Source organism: Nonomuraea recticatena (assembly GCF_039533245.1).
Classification (GTDB): Bacteria; Actinomycetota; Actinomycetes; order Streptosporangiales; family Streptosporangiaceae; genus Nonomuraea; species Nonomuraea roseola.
This window is the reverse complement of the sequence record NZ_BAAATE010000008.1, coordinates 330562-349749: the sequence shown is the minus strand read 5'-3', so window position 1 is coordinate 349749 and position 19188 is coordinate 330562. Positions and strand designations below refer to the sequence as shown.

Below are 19188 nucleotides of genomic sequence, written 5' to 3'. Positions count from 1 at the left end.
CTCCCGGTAGACGACCGGGTTGATAGGCCGGAGGTGGAAGCACGGTAACGTGTGGAGCTGACCGGTACTAATAGGCCGAGGACTTGACCACAAAGCACGCTTTTCATTAAGCACTGTTGCTCGCGTCCACTACGCAATTCTGAGACAACAAGCACGTCTGTGTTTGTCAGTTTCATAGGGTTGCGGCGGTTATAGCGTAGAGGAAACACCCGGTTACATTCCGAACCCGGAAGTTAAGCTCTGCAGCGCCGATGGTACTGCACTCGGGAGGGTGTGGGAGAGTAGGTCGCCGCCGCGCAATCTTTGTATGGAAGGGCTTCACCCGTTGGGTGGGGCCCTTTCTGCATTTCCGGGGTCATTTCCTTTGCCCAGGCTGGTACATTGGTACCATGGTAACAGTCGATCGTACGCAGACCGGGCTTCGTGTGGAGCGCAATGTGCTCAAGGTTCTCAAGGGGCTGGCCGAGTACCTGGACATCTCGCTCGGTGACCTCGTCGAGGGCATGGCGCTGCACGCCTTCGAGGGCAAGGTCCCCTTCTCGCCGGAGACGCTCGTGAAGATCGAGCAGCTCAAGGCGGTCTACGGCCTGACCCTCACCGCCGCCGACGCCCACCGCCTGGTAGAGCGATGAACAGCCCCGAGAAACACCCTGGCGGTCAGGATCTCCACCTGAGTGCGGGTGAACAACACCTGCCCCAAGCGCTCGGCGAACAGGCGGATGACCGGTGCCCTCCCGTGGAGGCGGCTGGTTTGAGTTTCCACGCGGACTCAGGCGAGGAGCGACTTCACTCGGGCGGGCCGAACCTCCACGCGGCATCAGGCGAGCACGGACCTCGCCCAGGGTCGGATGGGCTGAGCCTCCATGCGGTGGCGGGCGAGCACGGGTCTCCTCCAGGGTCGGATGAGTTGAGCCTGCACCCGGTGGCGGACGAGCACGAACGCTGTCCAGGGTCGGCTGCGCCGGACGGTCACGCGGTATCGGGTGAGTACGGACCTTGTCCGGAGTCGGGTGGGCGGTATCGGTTGACGGGGTCCTTCGTGGTGCCGCTTCCGCCCGAGGAGGCGTTCGTGCTGTTCACCCCGCGTGGGGAGGAGCGATGGGTGGAAGGGTGGGAGCCGGTCTTCCGGTGTCCGGTGGGCGACGACTCAGCGCCGGGCACGGTGTTCGAGACCACCGCCCACGGGGAGTCCACCATCTGGGTGGTGGTCGACCGCCGGCCGGGCCGCCTCATCTCCTACGCGCGCATCACCCCCGGCAGCAGGGCCGGCACTGTCACCGTCACCCTCGAGCCGGTGGAGGCGAGCGTGGCGGCATCAGAGGCGAGTGGGGCGAGTCTCGTACGGGTGACCTACGAGCTGACCGCGCTCAGCGACGAGGGTGAGCGCGAGGTGCGCCGCTTCGCGGGCGGATACCAGGCCTACCTGTCCTCGTGGGAGGAGGCGATCAGGGGCTCGATCCGATAGGGGATCTGCGTCGACAGCGCGATCGTGGTGTCGGTGCGCTGGACCGCGGGAGAGGCGAGGATGCGCGCGATGACCTCCTGCAGGTGGTCGGTGCTCCTGGCCACCACTCTGCACAGCAGGTCGTGCTGTCCGCTCGTGCCGTGCACCTCGAGGATCTGCGGCACGTCGTGCAGCGCCTGGACCGCCTCGGCCAGCCGTCCCTGGGCGATCTGGAGCCAGACGAAGGCCAGGATGGGGTGGCCGGTGCCCGCGGCTGAGACCGTCGGGCCGAAGTCGACGATGACCCCGCGAGCCGTCAGCTTCTCCACCCTGGCCTGGACGGTGCCCCTGGCCACGCCCAGCAGCCTGGCCAGCTCGGTCAGCCCGATGCGCGGGTGGGCGCGCATGGTCACCAGGAGCCTGGCGTCGAGCTCGTCCATGGCCGCCTCCACAAGGTATGGGCGATTCGCGCAGTCGAAGCCCGATCCGATCAGGCGATATTGCGCGAATCGACCAGTGAAACTGGTCACTCTTGCCAACGAAAGCTGTAATTGCTGTCATTCTTGCATGTTCGAGGAAGCGCAGTACTTCGCGCCGGTCTCCGCCCAGGACGACGGGTCCGTGGTGGTTGAGCTGGCGACGTCACATCCCGGCTTCGCCGACCAGGTCTACCGGGCCAGGCGAAACGCGATCGCGGCTCTGGCCGTCAACCACCGGCAGGGTGAGCCGATCCCGGCGGCCGAGTACACCGAGCAGGAGCACCGCATCTGGTCGCTGATCTCGCACGAGCTGGCCATCAAGCACAGGAAGTACGCCACGGCGGAGTACCTGGAGGGCGCGTCCAGGCTGGGCCTGCCCACGGACAGGATTCCGCAGCTGCAGGAGGTGAGCGAGCTGCTGGAGCCGCTCACCGGGTTCAGATATCTTCCCGCGGCCGGGCTCGTCCCGCTGCGTGACTTCTACGGCGTGCTGGCCGACGGCTACTTCCACTCCACCCAGTACATCCGCCACCACTCGGTGCCCTTCTACACGCCCGAGCCCGACGTCGTCCACGAGGTGATCGGGCACGCCAACGCGCTGGCCAACGACCGGTTCGCGGCGCTGTACCGGCTGGCGGGAGCGGCGGCGCGGCGGGTGGAGAGCGACGAGGCGCTGGAGTTCGTCTCGAAGGTCTTCTGGTTCACGCTGGAGTTCGGCGTGATGGCCGAGAGCGGGGAGCTTCGCGCGTACGGGGCGGGCATCCTGTCGTCCTACGGCGAGATCGAGGAGTTCAGGGGCATGGACATCAGGCCCCTCGACCTGCGGGTCATGGGCGCCACGCAGTACGACATCACGAAGTACCAGGACGTGCTGTTCCGTGCCGAGTCGATGCGGCACCTGGAGGACGTCGTGGGCGCCTTCTGGGAGACCTGCGACGACGACAGCATCGCCGAGCTTCAGGCAGGCGTGATCAGCCGGTAGCCGACACCGCGCACGGTCTGGATCAGCTGGTCGTCCTCGTCGCCCAGGCGCGCCCTGAGCCGTTTGACGTGCACCGCGATCGTGTTGGTCGAGGTGCCGTCGGCGGACTGCCAGACGTTGCGCATGATCTGCTCGCGGGTCACCGTACGGTCGGCGTTGCGCATCAGGTAGTGCAGCAGCTCGAACTCGCGCAGCGGCAGGTGGACGGCATGGCCCGCGACGCGCACCTGGTAGGCGTGGACGTCGAGCTCCACGCTTCCCACACTCAGCACCTTGCGCGTCTCGCCGCCGTGGGAGGCCGCCTGGATGAAGGGCAGCAGCTCCAACACCCGGTACGGCCTGGCCACGCACGCCGAAGCGCCCGCGGCCAGCGCCTGGACGGCCTGCTCGGCGTGCCCCTCACCGACGCCGAGAAGGACGGGTACCGAGCGTGCGAGCCGTACGGCGCGGACGAACTCGACCGCGCCGATGGTCGGCAGTGTGGCGCCTACGAGCACCACGTCAGGGTGCAGGGCGCCGGCCTGCAGGAGCGCCTGGGCGCCGTCGGTCACCCCGGTGACCTCGACGCCCTCTCGTTCGAGCGCCGCCGCCAGCTCCTGGATGACGTCCTCGTCCGGGTCGGCCACCAGCAGCGTGGGGGCTGTCGGGGCGTCCCCGTTCGCCGCGACGACCATCAGCCGAAACGCCCCGTGATGTAGTCCTCGGTGGCCTTCTGCGAGGGGTTGGTGAACATTCGTGAGGTGTCGTCCATCTCGACCACCTTGCCGGGCTGACCCTGGGCCGCGAGGTTGAAGAAGGCGGTGCGGTCGCTCACCCGGGCGGCCTGCTGCATGTTGTGGGTGACGATGACGATCGTGTACTCGTCCTTGAGCTTGGTCATCAGGTCCTCGATGGCCAGCGTGGAGATCGGGTCGAGCGCCGAGCAGGGCTCGTCCATGAGCAGCACCTGTGGCTTGACCGCGATCGCGCGGGCGATGCACAGACGCTGCTGCTGACCGCCGGACAGGCCCGCGCCCGGCTTGTTGAGTCGGTCCTTGACCTCGTTCCAGAGGTTGGCGCCCTTCAGCGACTCCTCGACGATGCCGTCGGTCTCCGACTTGGAGACGCGGCCGTTGAGCTTGAGCCCCGCGGCCACGTTCTCGTAGATGGACATGGTGGGGAACGGGTTGGGCCGCTGGAAGACCATGCCGATCGCGCGGCGCACCGAGACGGGCTCGATGTCGGAGCTGTAGAGGTCCTCGCCGTCGAGGAGCACCTTGCCCTCGACCCGCGCGCCGGGGATGACCTCGTGCATGCGGTTGAGCGTGCGGAGGAAGGTGGACTTGCCGCAGCCGGAAGGGCCGATGAACGCGGTGACCGAGCGGGGTTCGATGGTCATCGAGACGTCCTCGATGGCCTTGTGCGATCCGTAGTAAGCGTCGAGGCCCGAGACCTGGATCTGCTTGGACATGGTGGCGGATACCTCCTATCGGGCCCTGGAAGGCGAGCGCCACCAGGCGATGAGGCGCGCGACCAGGTTCAGCAGCATGACGATCAGGATGAGCGTGAGAGCTCCCGCCCACGCGCGGTCGATGGCGGTGTCGTTGGGACGGGCCGCCTGGTCGAACACGTAGAGGGGGAGTCCCATCTGCGGCCCGTTGAACGGATCGTTGTTGATGGAGTCGGTGAAGAAGACGGTCAGCAGCAGTGGCGCGGTCTCACCGGCGACGCGGGCGATGGCCAGCATGACGCCGGTGATGATGCCGGTGAGCGCGGTCGGCAGCACGACCTTGAGGATCGTGCGCCACTTGGGCACGCCCAGGGCGTAGGAGGCCTCACGCAGGTCGTTGGGGACCAGCCTGAGCATCTCCTCGGCCGAGCGCACCACCGTCGGCATCATCAGGATCGACAGCGCCAGCGCGCCCGCGAACCCGGAGAACGGGATGCCGAGGAAGAGGATCCAGAAGGCGAAGATGAACAGGCCCGCCACGATCGAAGGGACGCCGGTCATGACGTCCACGAAGAAGCTGATCGTACGGCTGAGCCGCCCGCCGGTGCCGTACTCCACCAGGTAGATGGCGGTGAGCACGCCGATGGGCACCGCGATGACCGAGGCCAGCAGGACCTGCTCAAGGGTGCCGATGATGGCGTGGTAGGCGCCGCCGCCCGCGTCCCTGGCCCCGATGCCGCGCATCGAGTGGGTCAGGAACTCCAGGTCGAAGCGGGCCAGGCCGTTCTGGATGACCAGCCACAGGACGGAGATGAGCGGGACCACGGCCAGCGCGAAGGCCAGGTAGACCAGGCCCTGGACGACCCTGTCCTTGATCCGTCGCCCGGTCGAGATGCGCTGAATCGCGCTCATGCGGCGGCCCTCGCGTACTCCTTGCGGCGGGCGATCACCATGCGGGCGCCCATGTTGACGAGCAGGGTGATGACGAACAGCACCAGGCCTGAGGCGATCAGCGCCCCGCGCCCGATGGGGGTCGCCTCGCCGAAGCCGTTGGCGATGTTGGCCGCGATGCTGTTGGCGTGCGGGGTGAGGATCTGGAAGCTGAGGTCGAAGGTCGCGGGGAAGATGAGCGCGACCGCGATGGTCTCGCCCATCGCCCGGCCGAGGCCGAGCATCGCCGCGCTGATGACGCCTGGGCGGCCGAACGGCAGCACCGCCATCCTGATCATCTCCCAGCGGGTCGCGCCGAGCGCGAGAGCCGCCTCCTCGTTGATCTTCGGCGCCTGCAGGAAGACCTCTCGTGAGATCGCCGCGATGATCGGCAGGATCATGATCGCGAGCACGATGGCGCCGGCGAGCATGGTCTTGCCGCCGATGACGCCTTCACCGCCGAACAGCGGGAACCAGCCGAGGTGCTCGTTGAGCCATACCGAGGGCGTCTTCAGGAAGGGGACCAGGAAGACCAGGCCCCACAGGCCGTAGATGACGCTGGGGACGGCGGCGAGCAGGTCGACCAGGTACCCGAGGGGCCCCGCCAGGCGGCGGGGCGCGTAGTGGGAGATGAACAGCGCCACGCCCACCGCGATCGGGGTCGCGATGACGAGGGCGAGGGCCGAGCTCAGCACGGTCCCGAAGGCCAGGGCGGCGATGCCGAAGACCTGGCTGCCGTTGGGCTCCCAGATGAGTTCGGTGAAGAAGTTGCCCTTGTTCGCCTGCAACGCCGGGATCGCCTCGCTGATCAGGAAGACGGCGATGGCCGCCATGACTCCCAGCAGGACGACGCCGGCACCGGTGGAGGCGAAGCGGAAGGGACCCTCACCTGAGCTGCGCCGGGAGGCGGCCCGGCGCGTGGCCGGCCCGCCTCCTCGGGTGCGAACGGGGGTTGTCATGAGTTAGGAGATCGCCTCGACGGCCGAGCGGACCTTGGTGAGCAGCGCCGCGGGGAGCGGGGCGTAGCCGAGGTCCTTCAGCGAAGCCTGGCCCTCGTCGCTGGCGGTGTAGCCCAGGAAGGACTTCACCAGCGGGACCTGGTCGGCCGGCAGGCCCTTCTCGCAGGTGATCTCGTAGGTCACCAGGACGATCGGGTAGGCGCCCGCGGCCTTGGTGGCGTAGTCGATGCTCAGCTTGAGGTCGTTGCCGGTGCCCTTGATCTCGGCGGCCTCGACGGTCTTGGCGGCGCTGTCGGAGGTGAGCTCGACGAACTCGCCCGAACCGTTGGCGACCTTGGCCTTCTGCAGCTGGGAGTTCTCGGCGTAGGAGAGCTCCACGTAGCCGATGGCGCCCTCGGCGCCCTTCACCGAGGCGGCGACCTGGTCGGAGCCCTTGGCGCCCTGACCCTTGGCCTCGGCGGGCCACGCCTTGGCGGGCTCGTACGGCCACTCGGCCGTGGCCTTGAGGAACTTGGTGAAGTTGTCGCTGGTGCCGGACTCGTCCGAGCGGTGGAAGGCCTGGATCGGCGTGGACGGCAGCTTCGCGCTGGGGTTGTCGGCCTTGATGGCGGCGTCGTCCCACTTGGTGATCGTGCTGTTGAAGATGCCGGCGATGGTCTTGGGCGAAAGCTGCAGGCCGTCGACACCGGGGAGGTTGTAGACAACGGCGACAGGGCCGGTGACCATCGGCAGGTTGATGGCCTTGCCGGTCTTGCAACGCGCGTCGGCCTGGGCGGGCTCGCCCTTGTCGTCCTTCAGCGCCGAGTCGGAGCCGGCAAAGGAGACGGTGCCCTGGATGAACGCCTGGACACCAGCGCCGGAACCGCTCGGCTGGTAGTTCAGGTTGACGTTCGGGTTCTTCGCCTGGAAGTCCTTCTTCCACTGGTCGATCGCGTTGGCCTGAGCCGAGGACCCAGCCGCGTTGATCGTGCCGCTGAGGGCGTTGTCATTGCCCGAGGACGCGGCGGCGGTCGCGGACGTGGTGCCGGCAGGGGCACCGGTGTTGTTGTCGGTGCCGCACGCAGCGAGCGAGAGCGCGCCGACTACGGCGACGGCGGCGAGCCGGCCTGCATACTTCACGGTTGGGTTTCCTCCCACTTGGTCCTTAGTCGAGACCGACGTTAAGCAGCGAAGGTGACTCAACCCCCGAATCGGGGTGAACGTTCGGTGAACGGGCCAGGTCAGCATCATGATGGGATGCATGACCTTTCGCGTATCGCTGGTTTGCATGGGAAACATCTGCCGCTCCCCCATGGCGGAGGTGGTGCTGAGGCGGACTCTGGACGAGCACGGCCTGTCGGAGAAGGTGGCGCTCGACAGCGCGGGCACCGGTGGCTGGCACGCGGGTGACCCGATGGACGAGCGTGCCGCCGCGGTGCTGGCCGCGCACGGCTACGACGGTTCGCTTCACCGGGCTCGCCAGTTCGGTTTCGACAAGTACGACCTGGTCGTGGCCATGGACGCGGAGAATCTCGGCGCCCTGCGGCGGGTCGTGCCCGCAGGAACCGACGTCCGGCTGTTCCGCTCGTTCGACCCCGAGGCGCCGGAGGGCGCGGAGGTGCCCGACCCCTACTACGGCGGCCGCGACGGCTTCGAGATCGTGCTCGCCCAGGTGAAGGCCGCCTCGGAAGGGCTGGCGAAGTACCTTGCCGATCGACTGGACTGAGGACCTCGGCGCCTCGCACGGATGGCGGCTGCGCAGGGGGATGCTCGACGGGCGGCCCGTGTTCGGCAAGCACGGCGCCGTTTCCCCGTTGTTCACCTCCGAGGCCGAGGGGCTGCGCTGGCTCGGCCCCATCGCGGCCACCGTCGTGTCCTCCCACGAGGACGGTCTGGTCCTGGAGTGGATCGACACCGAGCGGCCCACCCGCGCCGCCGCCGAGCGCTTCGGGCGCGAGCTCGCCAGGACGCACCTGCTGGGCGCCGACGCCTTCGGCGCTCCGTGGCCCGGCTTCATCGCCGATCTGCCCATGTCCAACGAGCCCGCCGCCGACTGGCCCTCGTTCTACGCCGCCCGCCGCGTCCTGCCTTTCGTACGGCAGGCGCGGCTGGCCGCCGCGGACGTCCGGCTGATCGAGCGGGCCGTCGACCGCTTCCCTGACGTCTCAGGGCCGCAGGAGACGCCCTCGCGCATCCACGGCGACCTGTGGGGCGGCAACGTGCTCTGGTCGGGCGGCAGGGCGGTGCTCGTCGACCCCGCCGCGCACGGCGGTCACAGGGAGACCGACCTGGCGATGCTCGCGCTGTTCGGCGCGCCGTACCTGGACGTCGTCCTCGGGGCGTACGAGGAGGAGGCGCCGCTGGCCGACGGCTGGAGGGAGCGGGTGCCGCTGCACCAGCTGCATCCGCTGCTGGTGCACGTCTGCCTGTACGGCGACGCCTACAGGGACGCGCTCATGGGCGCGGTGTCGCGGGTTCTGGCGCTCTGAGCGGCATCGGTGACGCTCACGCGTCGAGGCGCTTGAGCACCTCGTCGTGGAGTGTGCCGTTGGTGCACACCAGGCCGCCCGACTCCAGCCCCTTGGCGCCGTCGAGGCCCGTCCAGGTGCCGCCGGCCTCTTCGACGATCACCGTCAGCGCGGCGATGTCCCACGGGGACAGGTCGGGCTCCGCCGACAGGTCGACCGAGCCCTCGGCGACCATCATGTGCGACCAGAAGTCGCCGTAGGCCCTGGTGCGCCAGCAGGCGCGCCCCAGGTTGAGGAACGGCTCCAGCCGCCTGGCCTTCTCCCACTCCTCGATGTCGGAGTAGGAGAACGAGGCGTCCTCGAGCCTGCTCACCGAGGAGACCCGCATGCGGGTGGCCTTGGTCAGGCTCTTGCCCGTCCACGCGCCGCCTTCGCGCGCCGCCCACCAGCGGCGGCCGAGCGCAGGCGCCGACACCAGCCCGACCACGACCTCGGCGTGGTCCATGAGCGCGATCAGCGTCGCCCACACGGGCACGCCGCGCACGTAGTTCTTGGTGCCGTCGATCGGGTCGATGATCCACGACCTGGCGCCGTGGCCGGTCGTGCCGAACTCCTCGCCCACGACCGCGTCGCGGGGCCTGGCCCTGCGCAGCGTGCCCCTGATGGCCTCCTCCACCGCCCGGTCGGCGTCGCTGACCGGGGTGAGGTCGGGCTTGGTCTCGACCTTGAGGTCGACCGCCTTGAACCGGCGCAGGGTGAGGTCGTCGGCGGCGTCCGCCATGACATGCGCGAGACGCAGATCGTCGCTGTAACCCGTCACGAGGAGCCACGCTATCGCGTCGGACGCCACTTCCATCAGAGTGGCTTCATCCCCGTTCGGGTTACTCGCCAGTAGCATGGCGATATGTCATACGACGTCGGCGAACTCCTGCTGCAGACGGTGCCCTTCGCGCGCACTCTCGACATCACCTACGACAAGGTCGAGGACGGTGTGGCCATCTGCCGCCTGCCCGACCGCCAGGACCTGCACAACCACGTCGGGGGGCCGCACGCGGGGGCGCTGTTCGCGCTCGCGGAGTCGGCCTCGGGCGCGGCGACGCTGGCGACCTTCGGCGACCAGCTGTCGCGCGCCGTCCCGCTGCCCACGACCGCCACCATCCGCTACCGCAAGGTGGCCATGGGCGAGGTCGTGGCCGAGGCGCGCCTGCTCGCCTCGCGCGACGAGGTCGTGGCCAAGCTGGACGCGGGGGAGCGGCCGGAGTTCGACGTGGCCGTCGAGATCCGCAACGCGGAGGGGACGACCGTCTCGGAGATGACGGTCTCCTGGACCTTGCGCCCCAACCGCTGACTCACTCGGGCTCGGGGCTGCCTTCGCGGATGGACAGCAGACGGCGCAGCGAGGCGAGGCGGGCGGGGTCGGCGTGGCCCGCGGCGACCCACGCGTCGAGCGCGCAGTCCTCGTCGAGGTGATTGCAGCCCTTGGGGCAGTCGACCGTGCCCTCGACCAGGTCGGGGAAGCTCGCCAGGACGGTCTCGACGGAGACGTGGGCCAGGCCGAAGCTGCGCACACCGGGCGTGTCGATGATCCAGCCGCCCTCGGGCAGCTCGAGCGCGACCGCCGAGCTCGAGGTGTGGCGCCCCCTGCCGGTGACCGCGTTGACGTGGGAGACCGCCCTGTTGGCGTCGGGCACCAGCGCGTTGACCAGGGTGGACTTGCCGACACCCGAGTGCCCGACCAGCACGCTGATGCGCCCCGCGAGATGCTCGCGGAGCTCCTCCAGCTCGCCGCCCTTCTGCACCACCACGAACGGCACGCCGAGCGGCTCGTACAGCGCCACCAGCTCCGCGGGCGGGGCCAGGTCGGACTTGGTGAGGCAGAGCAGCGAGTCGATCTCGGCGTCGAAGGCGGCCACCAGAATGCGGTCGATCATGCGGGGCCGCGGCGGCGGGTCGGCCAGGGCGGTGACGATGACGAGCTGGTCGGCGTTGGCCACGATGGGCCGCTCGATGCCGTCGGTGTCCTCGGTGTCGTCCGCGCTGCGGCGCAGCATCGAGGTGCGGGGCTCGACCCTGACGACTCTGGCCAGCGTGTCGGCCTGGCCTGTCACGTCGCCGACGATGGCCACCCTGTCGCCGACCACGATGCCCTTGCGGCCGAGCTCACGCGCCTTCATGGCGGTGACCAGCTGGCGCTCGCGCTTCTTCTTGCGGCCTGCCGTCTCGACGAGGCAGGTGTAGCGGCCTCTGTCGACGGCGACCACGAAGCCCTCGACGGCGTCCTCGTGCGCAGGACGGATCCTGGTCCGAGGCCGTGAGCCCTTGCTCGGCCTGATCCTGACGTCGTCCTCGTCGTACTCCCGCTTTCTCAGCGGTCCGCTCCCTGCTCTCGGCGCGCGGCCCGGCTGCCGACCGGCCCGCGGGTCATGACTGCCCCAGCATTTCCGCCCACATGTGGGCGAACTCCGGAAGTGTCTTACCCGTCGTCGCGATGTCTTCCACCTCGACGCCGGGCACGGCGAGCCCGATGACGGCTCCCGCCGTGGCCATGCGGTGGTCGGCGTAGCTGTGGAAGGTGCCGCCGTGCAGCGGGACGGGCCTGACGATCAGGCCGTCGGCGGTCTCCTCGGCGTCGCCGCCCAGGCCGTTGATCTCGGTGACGAGCGCCGCCAGCCTGTCGGTCTCGTGGCCGCGCAGGTGGGCGATGCCGCGCAGGGTGCTCGGCGAGGAGGCCAGGGCTGCCAGCGCGGCGATGGTCGGGGTGAGCTCGCCCACCTCGTGGAGGTCGGCGTCGATGCCGGCGATCTGGCCGGATCCCGTGACGGTGAGCCCGTCGGGGCCGAGGTCGACGGTGGCGCCCATGGCGCCGAGCAGGCCGCGCAGCTCGTCGCCCGGCTGGGTGGTCAGGGCGGGCCAGCCGGGGACGGTGACCGTGCCGCCGGTGATGAGCGCGGCGGACAGGAAGGGCGCGGCGTTGGACAGGTCGGGCTCGACGACCAGGTCGCGCGCGCTGATCGGGCCTGGCTCGACCCGCCACACGTCGCGCGTGTCGTCGTCGACGGTGACGCCCGCCGCGCGCAGCATCTGGACGGTCATCTCGATGTGCGGCATCGAGGGCACGGGCGGGCCCTCGTGGCGGATCGTCACGCCCTTCTCGAACCGCGCGGCGGTGAGCAGCAGCCCCGAGATGAGCTGGGAGGAGGCGGAGGCGTCGATGGTGACCTCGCCGCCGACGGCCCTGCCGCGGACGGTGAAGGGCAGCGAGTCGTTGTCGATGTCGGCGCCGAGCGCGCGCAGGGCGGACAGGATCGGGCCCATGGGACGCTTGCGCGCGTGGGCGTCGCCGTCGAAGTGCACCTCCCCTTCGGCCAGCGCGGCCATGGGGGGCACGAAGCGCATCACCGTGCCCGCGAGGCCGACGTCGATGCGGGCGCCGCCGCGGACGGGGCCAGGGGTGACCTGCCAGTCGACGCCCGAGGCGCTCTCGTTCGAGGGGGTCAGCTCGGTGCCGAGCGCTCGCATGGCCGCCGCCATGAGGTCGGCGTCGCGGCTGCGCAGGGCCTGCCGTACGGTGCCTGGGCCGTCGGCCAGAGCGGCCAGCAGCAGCGCCCTGTTGGTGACCGACTTGGAGCCGGGCAGGCGGACGGTCGCGGTGACCGGGGCGGAGGCCGTCGGGGCCGGCCAGAGCGGAGCGGACATGTGCTCAGCCTATCGGGAGCGGGCGCGACGGCCGCCTGGCTGCGAGGAGGGGGGAGAGCCTGGGGGGAGAAGAGGACACGGTCAGGGGACCAGGACGGCGCGGCCCCTGACCTCACCGCGCTCCAGCCTGGCCAGGACGTCGTCGGCGGCGGCCAGCGGGTGCCGCTCCACCTGCACCTTGATGAGCCCGCGCTGGGCCAGCGAGAGCACCTCGTGCAGGTCTCTGCGCGTCCCGCCGTACGGCCTGCTGACCGTGGCGCCCCACGGCAGCCCCTGCGGCGGACCGGAGGCCGAGAAGTCGACGGACCCGCCGCCGAGCCCGAGCACCGTCAGGTGCCCGTAGGAGGAGACGACCCCAGCGCCGACGGACAGCGTGGGCGTCACGCCGACGAAGTCGAGCACCACGTCCGCGCCCCTGCCGTGCGTGAGCTCCAGGATCTCGGGAACCGCCTCGGGCCCCGACAGCACGGCGTGGTCGGCGCCGTGGCCGCGCGCCGCCGTGAGCTTCTCCTGGTCGAGGTCGACGGCGATGACCGTGCTCTCCGTGATGGCGCGCAGGATCTGCACCGCCAGATGGCCGAGCCCCCCGACGCCGATCACCACGGCCGTGGAGGTCGGGGTGAGCAGCTCGCGCGAGCGGTCGATGGCGTGGTACGGCGTGAGCCCCGCGTCCGCCAGCGGCGCGGAGTCGACGGGGTCGAGATCGCCGAGCGGCACCAGCGACCTGGCGGGGGCCAGCATGTACTCTGCCATCGCGCCCGGGTAGCCGAGGCCGGGCCCCGGGACCAGGCCGCGGGGGAAGCGCTCGCAGGCGTTCTCCGCCCCTGTGGCGCACCGGCGGCACACGCCGCAGCCCCACACGATGTAGCAGATGGCGTGCTGTCCCGTCGCCCATCCGTTCACCTGGGGGCCGAGCGCGACGATCTGACCCGCGGGCTCGTGGCCGAGCGTCATGGGGAAGGGCAGCTGCTGGGCGTGAAGCAGGTGCAGATCGGAGTGGCACACGCCCGATCCGGTCACTTTCAGCAGAACCTGACCGGGACCCGGCTCGGGCACGTCGACGTCGCGAAGTTCGGTCTTGCCTGGGCTGACCAGCTGAAATGCCTTCATGTCCAGTCAACCTACTGGGCGGGGGGACCGAACCCGTGGCAGGCTGGACGCATGTGCGGCAGATACGCCTCGGCGCGCAAGAAGCACGAGCTCCTGGAGGAGTTCGAGGTCGAGCAGGACGCCTCTCCCGATGAGGAACTGCAGCCCGACTACAACGTCGCCCCCACCAAGCAGGTCTACGCGGTGCTCAGCAGGGTGCCGAAGGAGGCCGAGCGAGCGGTGAGGCAGCTGAGGGTCATGCGATGGGGGCTGGTGCCCGTCTGGGCGAAGGACCCCTCGATCGGCTCCCGCATGATCAACGCCAGGCTGGAGACTGTCGCGGAGAAGCCCGCCTTCAAGAGGGCCTTCGCCTCGCGCAGGTGTCTGCTGCCCGCTGACGGCTACTTCGAGTGGATGCCGGTCGAGGGCGAGAAGAAGAAGAAGCAGCCCTTCTACATCCATCCCGAGGACGACGGCGTGCTGGCCATGGCCGGGCTCTACGAGTTCTGGAAGGACCCGACCAGGGCCGAAGATGACCCGCTCAAATGGCTCGTGACCTGCACGGTCATCACCACGCAGGCGGAGGACGATCTCGGGCACATCCACGACAGGATGCCCATGATGATCGAGCGTGAGCGCTGGGCGGAGTGGCTCGACCCCACGCTGACCGACACCGGGCAGGCGTCGCGGCTGCTGGTGCCCGCCGACGCGGGACGGCTGGTCGCCTACCCCGTCTCCACCGACGTCAACAGCGTGCGCAACAACGGCCCTCACCTGATCGAGCCGCAGGAACCGGAGGAAGAGGGCGCGCTCTTCTAAAAGTGTAAGAAGCGTTCGTAGTGGGCATCCGGTGAGGAAAGCGATGCCATCCGTTTACTCGGAGTCACCGCGTTGTTTGCCCCCCACTGCGCCGGGCGGGACCTCCGGGGAGTCCCGCGGCCGGCCGCTCCCGCCTACCCGGAGGTGCGGACCGTGGACGACACGACCGCTCGTGAGCGACTGGAGAGCATGCTCGCCGAGCTCGACAGGTCCATCGGCGTGCTGCGCGGGGATCCGGTGGCCGTCAGGGACCGCTCAGCGGCCGACGCCGGATCCGACCTGACCGACACCGACCGCGCGCAGGCCATGCTGACCGTGGCCACCGCGCAGCGCGGCGCGGTGGTGGCCGCGCTCAAGCGCCTCGACGAGGGCTCCTACGGCGAGTGCGTCGACTGCGGCAAGCAGGTGCCCGAGGGCAGGCTGGAAGCGCGTCCCGAGGCCGCCAGATGTGTGCAGTGCCAGTCGAGGCAGGAGAGAAGGCGCTAGCGCGTCTCCTTCTTGACCGCGCTCGCCACGAGATGGATGCCGACGGTGTCGTCGTCGTTGGGATGGGCGTCGAGCTCGGTGCGCACCAGCCAGGTCAGCGCCCTGGTGTCGGTGGCGAGCACGTGGTCGACGGTGGAGGGCGACAGCACGGTGCGCGGCCGTACCCACTCGACCTCCAGGCCCGCGCCGGTGAGCAGCTCGCGCAGCTGGCCGCTGCTGAAGCAGCGGGTGATGCTGCCGTCGGGCCACGGCACGAGCATGACCTCGCCGGTCTGGCGCAGGTGTGCCCAGTAGTTCTGCTCGGCCAGTATCGCCATGCCGAGGACCAGGGAGTCGACGCAGACCAGGGCGCGCCCGCCCGGACGCAGCACGCGGACCACGTCCTCCATCGCCGACTCGGCCATCAGCTCGATCGACAGCGCGCGCTCCTCGGCCACCACCGCGTCCACGCACCCGTCGGGCAGGAACGCCAGATCGTCGGCGCGAACCTGGCGCACCCGGTCGGCATCGCGCAGCTGCGGCTGCCCCTCGACGGCGCGGCGGAAGTCGACCACCTCGATCACCTTGTGCCCGGCCTTGGCGGCCTGGGAGGACCAGCGGCCCCTGCCGCCGGACAGATCGAGGACCACGGAGGGACGGCCGGGAAGCCAGCGGCTCAACTGCTCGGCGACGACCGCACGATAAAAGGTCCAGTACGGTCCGAGCGTCCCTGAGCCGTTCAGTTCCTCGGCCGGAATGGGCAGCACACGCGACTCCTGTGTTCCGGAAAAGGTACGTTGGTTTTTCCCCGTACCAGGTCGTTCGTCACCTTCTATCTTGCGGGAACAGACGCGCGCGCGGGTGTGTTGCAGACAAGCATGCTCGCAGTCGCCGAGGGCCGCGACCGCACCGCCGGTCGCAGCCTCGCCCTTCCCGAACCCCTCCCCGGTGGCCTGTCGGTCACTGACGAGCGGGTATCCTCCCCTGAGTACGGTGTTCCGCCACAGCAGGCCACCGGCGATCTTAGGGGGGTGGGTCCGGTGCCCGCGACAGGCACGGAGACTCTGGAGCAGCGCAGCGAGCGGTTCGAGCGTGACGTCATGCCGTACCTCGAGCAGCTCTACTCCGCCGCGCTCCGGATGACCCGGAACCCGGCCGATGCCGAGGACCTCCTCCAGGAGACCTTCGCCAAGGCGTTCGCCTCCTTCCACCAGTTCCAGGAGGGCACGAACCTCAAGGCCTGGCTCTACCGGATCCTGACGAACACCTTCATCAACAGCTACCGCAAGAAGCAGCGGGAGCCGAAGCAGTCGGGCACCGAGGAGATCGAGGACTGGCAGCTGGCGCGCGCCGAGTCGCACACCTCGAGCGGGCTGAAGTCCGCCGAGATCGAGGCGCTCGAGCACCTGCCCGACGGCGACATCAAGGAAGCTCTCGCGGCGCTGCCCGAGGAGTTCAGGATCGCCGTCTACCTGGCTGACGTCGAAGGCTTTCCCTACAAGGAAATCGCCGACATCATGGGCACCCCGATCGGCACGGTGATGTCGAGACTCCACCGCGGCCGCAGGCAGTTGCGGACGCATCTCGAGGACTACGCTCGCGAGCGTGGCCTGGTCCCGGCGGAGGGATCCAAATGAGCTGTGGTGAGCCGCACGACACGGACTGTCGCGAGGTGCTCGACAAGGTCTACGCCTACCTCGACGGCGAGCTCGGCGAGGGCGAGTGCGTCGACATCAGGGTGCACCTCGACGAGTGCGGCCCCTGCCTGCAGGAGTACGACCTCGACAAGGCGGTGAAGGCGCTGGTCGCCAAGCACTGCGGATGCGACCCCGTACCCGACGACCTGCGCGCGAAGGTCCTCGACCGCATCGCCCGCGTAAGGGCCGACCTGTCCGACTAGCCCGCCCTGCCGGCCCGCACGGCTAGCATGGCGCCCATGCGCGTGCTGGTGACCGGGGGAGCCGGTTTCATCGGGTCAAACCTCGTCGATCGACTGATCGGCGAGGGTCACGAGGTGGTCGTCGTCGACGACCTGTCCTCAGGCGACAGGGACAACCTGGCAGAAGCGGCCCGCAGCGACCGCTTCGAGCTCCACGTCCTCGACATCCGCGATCGCGCGCTCATCGGCCTGGCCGCCGAGTGGCGGCCCGAGGTCGTCTGTCACCTGGCCGCGCAGATCAGCGTCCGCGCCAGCGTGGCCGACCCGGTGCACGACGCCCGGGTCAACGTCGAGGGCACCGCCTCGGTGCTGACCGCCGCCCACAGCGCCGGCGCGCGCAAGGTGGTCTTCGCCTCCTCCGTCGCGGTGTACGGCAGGCCTGGCGTCATCCCCGTGCCGGGCGACGCGGCCACCGACCCCCGCTCGCCGTACGCGGCCTCCAAGCTCAGCGGCGAGACCTACCTGGCCGCCTTCAGGGCGCTGCACGGCATCGACTACACCACGCTGGTGCTCTCCAACGTCTACGGCCCGCGCCAGTCGCCGGCCGGCGAGGCGGGCGTAGTGGCCATCTTCACCGACGCGCTGCTGTCGGGCGCGCCGACCGTGCTGTACGGCGAGGGCGACCAGACCCGCGACTACGTCTACGTCGCCGACGTCGTGGACGGCTTCGTCAGGGCGTGCGGCGAGGCGGGCGGCGGGCGGCGGTTCAACCTCGGCACCGGCCTCCAGACCACCGACCGCGAGCTGCACACGCTCGTCGCCGAGGCGGCGGGGGTGCCCGACGACCCCGGATTCGCGCCCGCGCGGCTCGGCGACCTGCCGGCGATGGCCGTCGATCCGGCTCCCGCGTGGGAGGGTCTCGGCTGGCGGCCGCAGACCGAGCTGTCAACTGGCCTGAAGGCGACAGTGGAGTGGGTCCGGAGTCGCCGCAGGTAGTTGCTTGATTACGCTTTGCTTGCGATTCCCGCGTCGGCCCCCTGTTCCCGGACGTCTTCTGTAGCGTGAGCCCCATGCGCACGTTGAAAGCACTGGCCGTTCCGGTGATTCCCCTGGTCGAGGGCGTTGACGCCGCCCCTCCAGGCGTCTCCTGGACCTGAGGGTCGCGAGGGCGCCATGCGTGGACTGCCGTGGCCTGCGAAGGCCTACCTGGTCGTCGTCATCGGCGCGGCGGCCGCTCTGGTCGGCAACATCGTCGTCGTGCCAGGACAGCTCGCCGGTGTCGGCGAGTACGGCACGCTGCTCGTTCTCGCACTGCTGTTCCTGGTCTGCGAGTCGATGCCGACGCTGCTCAACGTGGAGCAGTTCGCCGTCTCCGTCAGCTTCTCGGCCGCGCTCGCCGCCGTGGTGCTGGTGGGGCCCGAGGGCGCCGCGATCGTCGGCCTGACCGCCGTCGTGAGCGTACGGCCGGGCCTGCCGCTGGTGAAAAGGCTCTTCAACGGGGCCCAGTTCGCGATCTGCGGTTACGCCTCGGGCAAGGTCTACGAGTTCTTCGGCGGCGTCACGGGCGTGCCGCAGGTCAACGACTTCGAGGCGCTCGTCGGCCCCTACGCGGTGGCGGCCGCGCTGTTCGTCCCGCTCAACATCGTCCTGACGCTGACCATGGTGCGCCTGGCGAGCACCGAGCGCGCCGAGCGGATGCCCGCCAGGGGCATGGCGCAGTTCCTGCTGTCCTACTTCGGCTACGCCACCTTCGGGCTGCTGGTGGCGGGGCTGTGGGCGACCGTGGCCTCGATCTCGGCCGTGCTGGTGCTGCTGCCGCTCTTCATCGCCCGCTGGGCCTTCGGGCAGTACCACGCGCAGCAGCGCTCCTACGACGCCACCATCGCCGCGCTCTGCCAGGCGGTCGAGACCAAGGACTACTACACCCGCGGCCACTGCACGAGGGTGTCGCTGGCCTCCACGATGATCGCCCAGGAGATCGGCATGGGCGCGGAGCGGCTGAGGGCCATCCGCTACGCGGGCATGCTGCACGACGTGGGCAAGCTCGGCGTGCCCACGAAGGTGCTGCAGAAGGACGGGCCGCTCACCGAGGAGGAGTTCGCGGCGATCCAGCTGCACCCGATGCGGGGCCTGGAGATCGTGCGCGGCATCGACTTCCTCGACGAGGCCTTCGCGGGCATCATGCACCACCACGAGCGCCACGACGGCAGGGGCTATCCGATGGGGCTGGCGGGCGACGAGATCCCCGAGTTCGCGCGTGTCATCGCGGTCGCCGACGCCTTCGACTCGATGACCTCCGACCGCTCCTACAGGGGGGCGCGCCCCGTCGAGGTGGCGGTGGCCGAGCTGCACAAGGGGGCCGGCTCCCAGTTCGACCCCGAGATGGTGGCGGCCTTCGTGCGCGCGCTGGAGCGCGAGCCGTGGCAGCCGCCGCGCAAGGCCTCGCCGCCGCCTTCCGACGAGACCGAGACCACGACCAAGGACCACGACGACCCGACGATGCCGATCGAAGTGGTGGGCGGCTCATGACGACCCCGATCGGCAGGCCGGTGCCCGAGGCGGCGCCGAGC

23 protein-coding genes and 2 rRNA genes are annotated in these 19188 nt (G+C 69.8%); 14 read left to right on the top strand and 11 right to left on the bottom strand.

Features of this window, described 5'->3' with window-relative positions; all coding sequences use genetic code 11:
• The 4 genes from ABFX50_RS19065 to ABFX50_RS19050 all read left to right on the top strand — a co-directional run.
• Nucleotides 1-91 (top strand): 23S ribosomal RNA (locus tag ABFX50_RS19065); the annotation flags it as partial.
• A gap of 90 nt (nt 92-181) precedes the next feature.
• Nucleotides 182-298 (top strand): 5S ribosomal RNA (gene rrf, locus ABFX50_RS19060).
• A 139-nt stretch (nt 299-437) separates the two neighbouring features.
• On the top strand, nt 438-632 hold the full coding sequence (locus ABFX50_RS19055) for a hypothetical protein (protein ID WP_346148066.1): 195 nt from the start codon (nt 438-440) through the stop codon (nt 630-632).
• 407 nt (nt 633-1039) lie between these two features.
• Complete coding sequence (locus ABFX50_RS19050; protein WP_346148064.1) at nt 1040-1465, top strand: hypothetical protein; 426 nt, start codon at nt 1040-1042, stop codon at nt 1463-1465.
• Here ABFX50_RS19050 and ABFX50_RS19045 read toward each other — a convergent pair.
• Nucleotides 1420-1884: an Lrp/AsnC family transcriptional regulator gene (locus ABFX50_RS19045; protein WP_183655791.1), complete on the bottom strand. Its 465-nt coding sequence runs from the start codon at nt 1882-1884 to the stop codon at nt 1420-1422. The genes ABFX50_RS19050 and ABFX50_RS19045 overlap by 46 nt on opposite strands.
• Nucleotides 1885-2011: 127 nt before the next feature.
• Here ABFX50_RS19045 and ABFX50_RS19040 point away from each other — a divergent pair, with 127 nt between their 5' ends.
• Entirely contained in the window at nt 2012-2905 is an 894-nt protein-coding gene (locus ABFX50_RS19040) for a phenylalanine 4-monooxygenase (protein WP_346129307.1), read from the top strand.
• On the opposite strand, the gene ABFX50_RS19035 is transcribed toward ABFX50_RS19040, so the two are convergent.
• The 5 genes from ABFX50_RS19035 to pstS are packed head-to-tail and all read right to left on the bottom strand — an operon-like array spanning nt 2881 to nt 7342.
• Nucleotides 2881-3579 carry a response regulator transcription factor gene (locus tag ABFX50_RS19035; RefSeq protein WP_346148061.1) on the bottom strand — a complete coding sequence of 233 codons (699 nt, stop codon included), beginning with the start codon at nt 3577-3579 and terminating at the stop codon, nt 2881-2883. The genes ABFX50_RS19040 and ABFX50_RS19035 overlap by 25 nt on opposite strands.
• Nucleotides 3579-4355 (bottom strand): phosphate ABC transporter ATP-binding protein PstB, encoded by a 777-nt coding sequence (gene pstB, locus ABFX50_RS19030; protein WP_346148059.1) that lies wholly within the window; start codon nt 4353-4355, stop codon nt 3579-3581. Before pstB ends, ABFX50_RS19035 begins: the two co-directional genes overlap by 1 nt.
• 15 nt (nt 4356-4370) lie before the next feature.
• Nucleotides 4371-5246 carry a phosphate ABC transporter permease PstA gene (gene pstA, locus ABFX50_RS19025; protein WP_183655803.1) on the bottom strand — a complete coding sequence of 292 codons (876 nt, stop codon included), beginning with the start codon at nt 5244-5246 and terminating at the stop codon, nt 4371-4373.
• Nucleotides 5243-6223, bottom strand: coding sequence for a phosphate ABC transporter permease subunit PstC (gene pstC, locus ABFX50_RS19020; RefSeq protein WP_183655806.1), 981 nt, complete (start codon nt 6221-6223; stop codon nt 5243-5245). Before pstC ends, pstA begins: the two co-directional genes overlap by 4 nt.
• 3 nt (nt 6224-6226) lie before the next feature.
• Nucleotides 6227-7342 (bottom strand): phosphate ABC transporter substrate-binding protein PstS, encoded by a 1116-nt coding sequence (gene pstS, locus ABFX50_RS19015; RefSeq protein WP_183655809.1) that lies wholly within the window; start codon nt 7340-7342, stop codon nt 6227-6229.
• Between the two features lie 121 nt (nt 7343-7463).
• Between pstS and ABFX50_RS19010 the strand changes: the two genes are divergently transcribed.
• Entirely contained in the window at nt 7464-7928 is a 465-nt protein-coding gene (locus ABFX50_RS19010; RefSeq protein WP_346148056.1) for a low molecular weight protein-tyrosine-phosphatase, read from the top strand.
• On the top strand, nt 7909-8691 hold the full coding sequence (locus tag ABFX50_RS19005; protein ID WP_379505319.1) for a fructosamine kinase family protein: 783 nt from the start codon (nt 7909-7911) through the stop codon (nt 8689-8691). Before ABFX50_RS19010 ends, ABFX50_RS19005 begins: the two co-directional genes overlap by 20 nt.
• Nucleotides 8692-8707: 16 nt before the next feature.
• Here ABFX50_RS19005 and hisN read toward each other — a convergent pair whose 3' ends face one another.
• Nucleotides 8708-9526, bottom strand: coding sequence for a histidinol-phosphatase (gene hisN / locus ABFX50_RS19000; RefSeq protein WP_428834697.1), 819 nt, complete (start codon nt 9524-9526; stop codon nt 8708-8710).
• A gap of 48 nt (nt 9527-9574) precedes the next feature.
• Here hisN and ABFX50_RS18995 point away from each other — a divergent pair, with 48 nt between their 5' ends.
• Nucleotides 9575-10018: a DUF4442 domain-containing protein gene (locus tag ABFX50_RS18995; protein WP_346148052.1), complete on the top strand. Its 444-nt coding sequence runs from the start codon at nt 9575-9577 to the stop codon at nt 10016-10018.
• A gap of 1 nt (nt 10019) precedes the next feature.
• Here ABFX50_RS18995 and rsgA read toward each other — a convergent pair whose 3' ends face one another.
• The 3 genes from rsgA to ABFX50_RS18980 form a co-directional block, all read right to left on the bottom strand.
• Complete coding sequence (rsgA, locus tag ABFX50_RS18990) at nt 10020-11039, bottom strand: ribosome small subunit-dependent GTPase A (RefSeq protein WP_346148083.1); 1020 nt, start codon at nt 11037-11039, stop codon at nt 10020-10022.
• A gap of 52 nt (nt 11040-11091) precedes the next feature.
• Nucleotides 11092-12366 carry a 3-phosphoshikimate 1-carboxyvinyltransferase gene (gene aroA, locus ABFX50_RS18985; RefSeq protein ID WP_346148050.1) on the bottom strand — a complete coding sequence of 425 codons (1275 nt, stop codon included), beginning with the start codon at nt 12364-12366 and terminating at the stop codon, nt 11092-11094.
• Between the two features lie 81 nt (nt 12367-12447).
• Nucleotides 12448-13476 carry an NAD(P)-dependent alcohol dehydrogenase gene (locus ABFX50_RS18980; protein WP_183655821.1) on the bottom strand — a complete coding sequence of 343 codons (1029 nt, stop codon included), beginning with the start codon at nt 13474-13476 and terminating at the stop codon, nt 12448-12450.
• A gap of 51 nt (nt 13477-13527) precedes the next feature.
• On the opposite strand from ABFX50_RS18980, the gene ABFX50_RS18975 reads away from it, so the two are divergent.
• On the top strand, nt 13528-14274 hold the full coding sequence (locus ABFX50_RS18975; RefSeq protein WP_183655823.1) for an SOS response-associated peptidase: 747 nt from the start codon (nt 13528-13530) through the stop codon (nt 14272-14274).
• A 153-nt stretch (nt 14275-14427) separates the two neighbouring features.
• Nucleotides 14428-14760 (top strand): TraR/DksA family transcriptional regulator, encoded by a 333-nt coding sequence (locus tag ABFX50_RS18970; RefSeq protein ID WP_346129324.1) that lies wholly within the window; start codon nt 14428-14430, stop codon nt 14758-14760.
• Here ABFX50_RS18970 and ABFX50_RS18965 read toward each other — a convergent pair.
• Complete coding sequence (locus tag ABFX50_RS18965; RefSeq protein WP_183655829.1) at nt 14757-15506, bottom strand: class I SAM-dependent methyltransferase; 750 nt, start codon at nt 15504-15506, stop codon at nt 14757-14759. The genes ABFX50_RS18970 and ABFX50_RS18965 overlap by 4 nt on opposite strands.
• Nucleotides 15507-15770: 264 nt before the next feature.
• Between ABFX50_RS18965 and ABFX50_RS18960 the strand changes: the two genes are divergently transcribed.
• From ABFX50_RS18960 to ABFX50_RS18945, 4 genes are all read left to right on the top strand, one after another.
• Entirely contained in the window at nt 15771-16376 is a 606-nt protein-coding gene (locus ABFX50_RS18960; RefSeq protein ID WP_192777809.1) for a sigma-70 family RNA polymerase sigma factor, read from the top strand.
• Nucleotides 16373-16639 (top strand): mycothiol system anti-sigma-R factor, encoded by a 267-nt coding sequence (gene rsrA, locus ABFX50_RS18955; RefSeq protein ID WP_183655832.1) that lies wholly within the window; start codon nt 16373-16375, stop codon nt 16637-16639. The genes ABFX50_RS18960 and rsrA overlap by 4 nt, the downstream gene beginning before the upstream one ends.
• 36 nt (nt 16640-16675) lie before the next feature.
• The gene (locus ABFX50_RS18950) at nt 16676-17614 is read left to right on the top strand and encodes an NAD-dependent epimerase/dehydratase family protein (RefSeq protein WP_346148046.1); all 939 of its coding nucleotides are present in this window, start codon (nt 16676-16678) and stop codon (nt 17612-17614) included.
• 177 nt (nt 17615-17791) lie between these two features.
• Entirely contained in the window at nt 17792-19147 is a 1356-nt protein-coding gene (locus ABFX50_RS18945) for an HD-GYP domain-containing protein (protein WP_346148044.1), read from the top strand.
• Nucleotides 19148-19188: the final 41 nt, after the last annotated feature.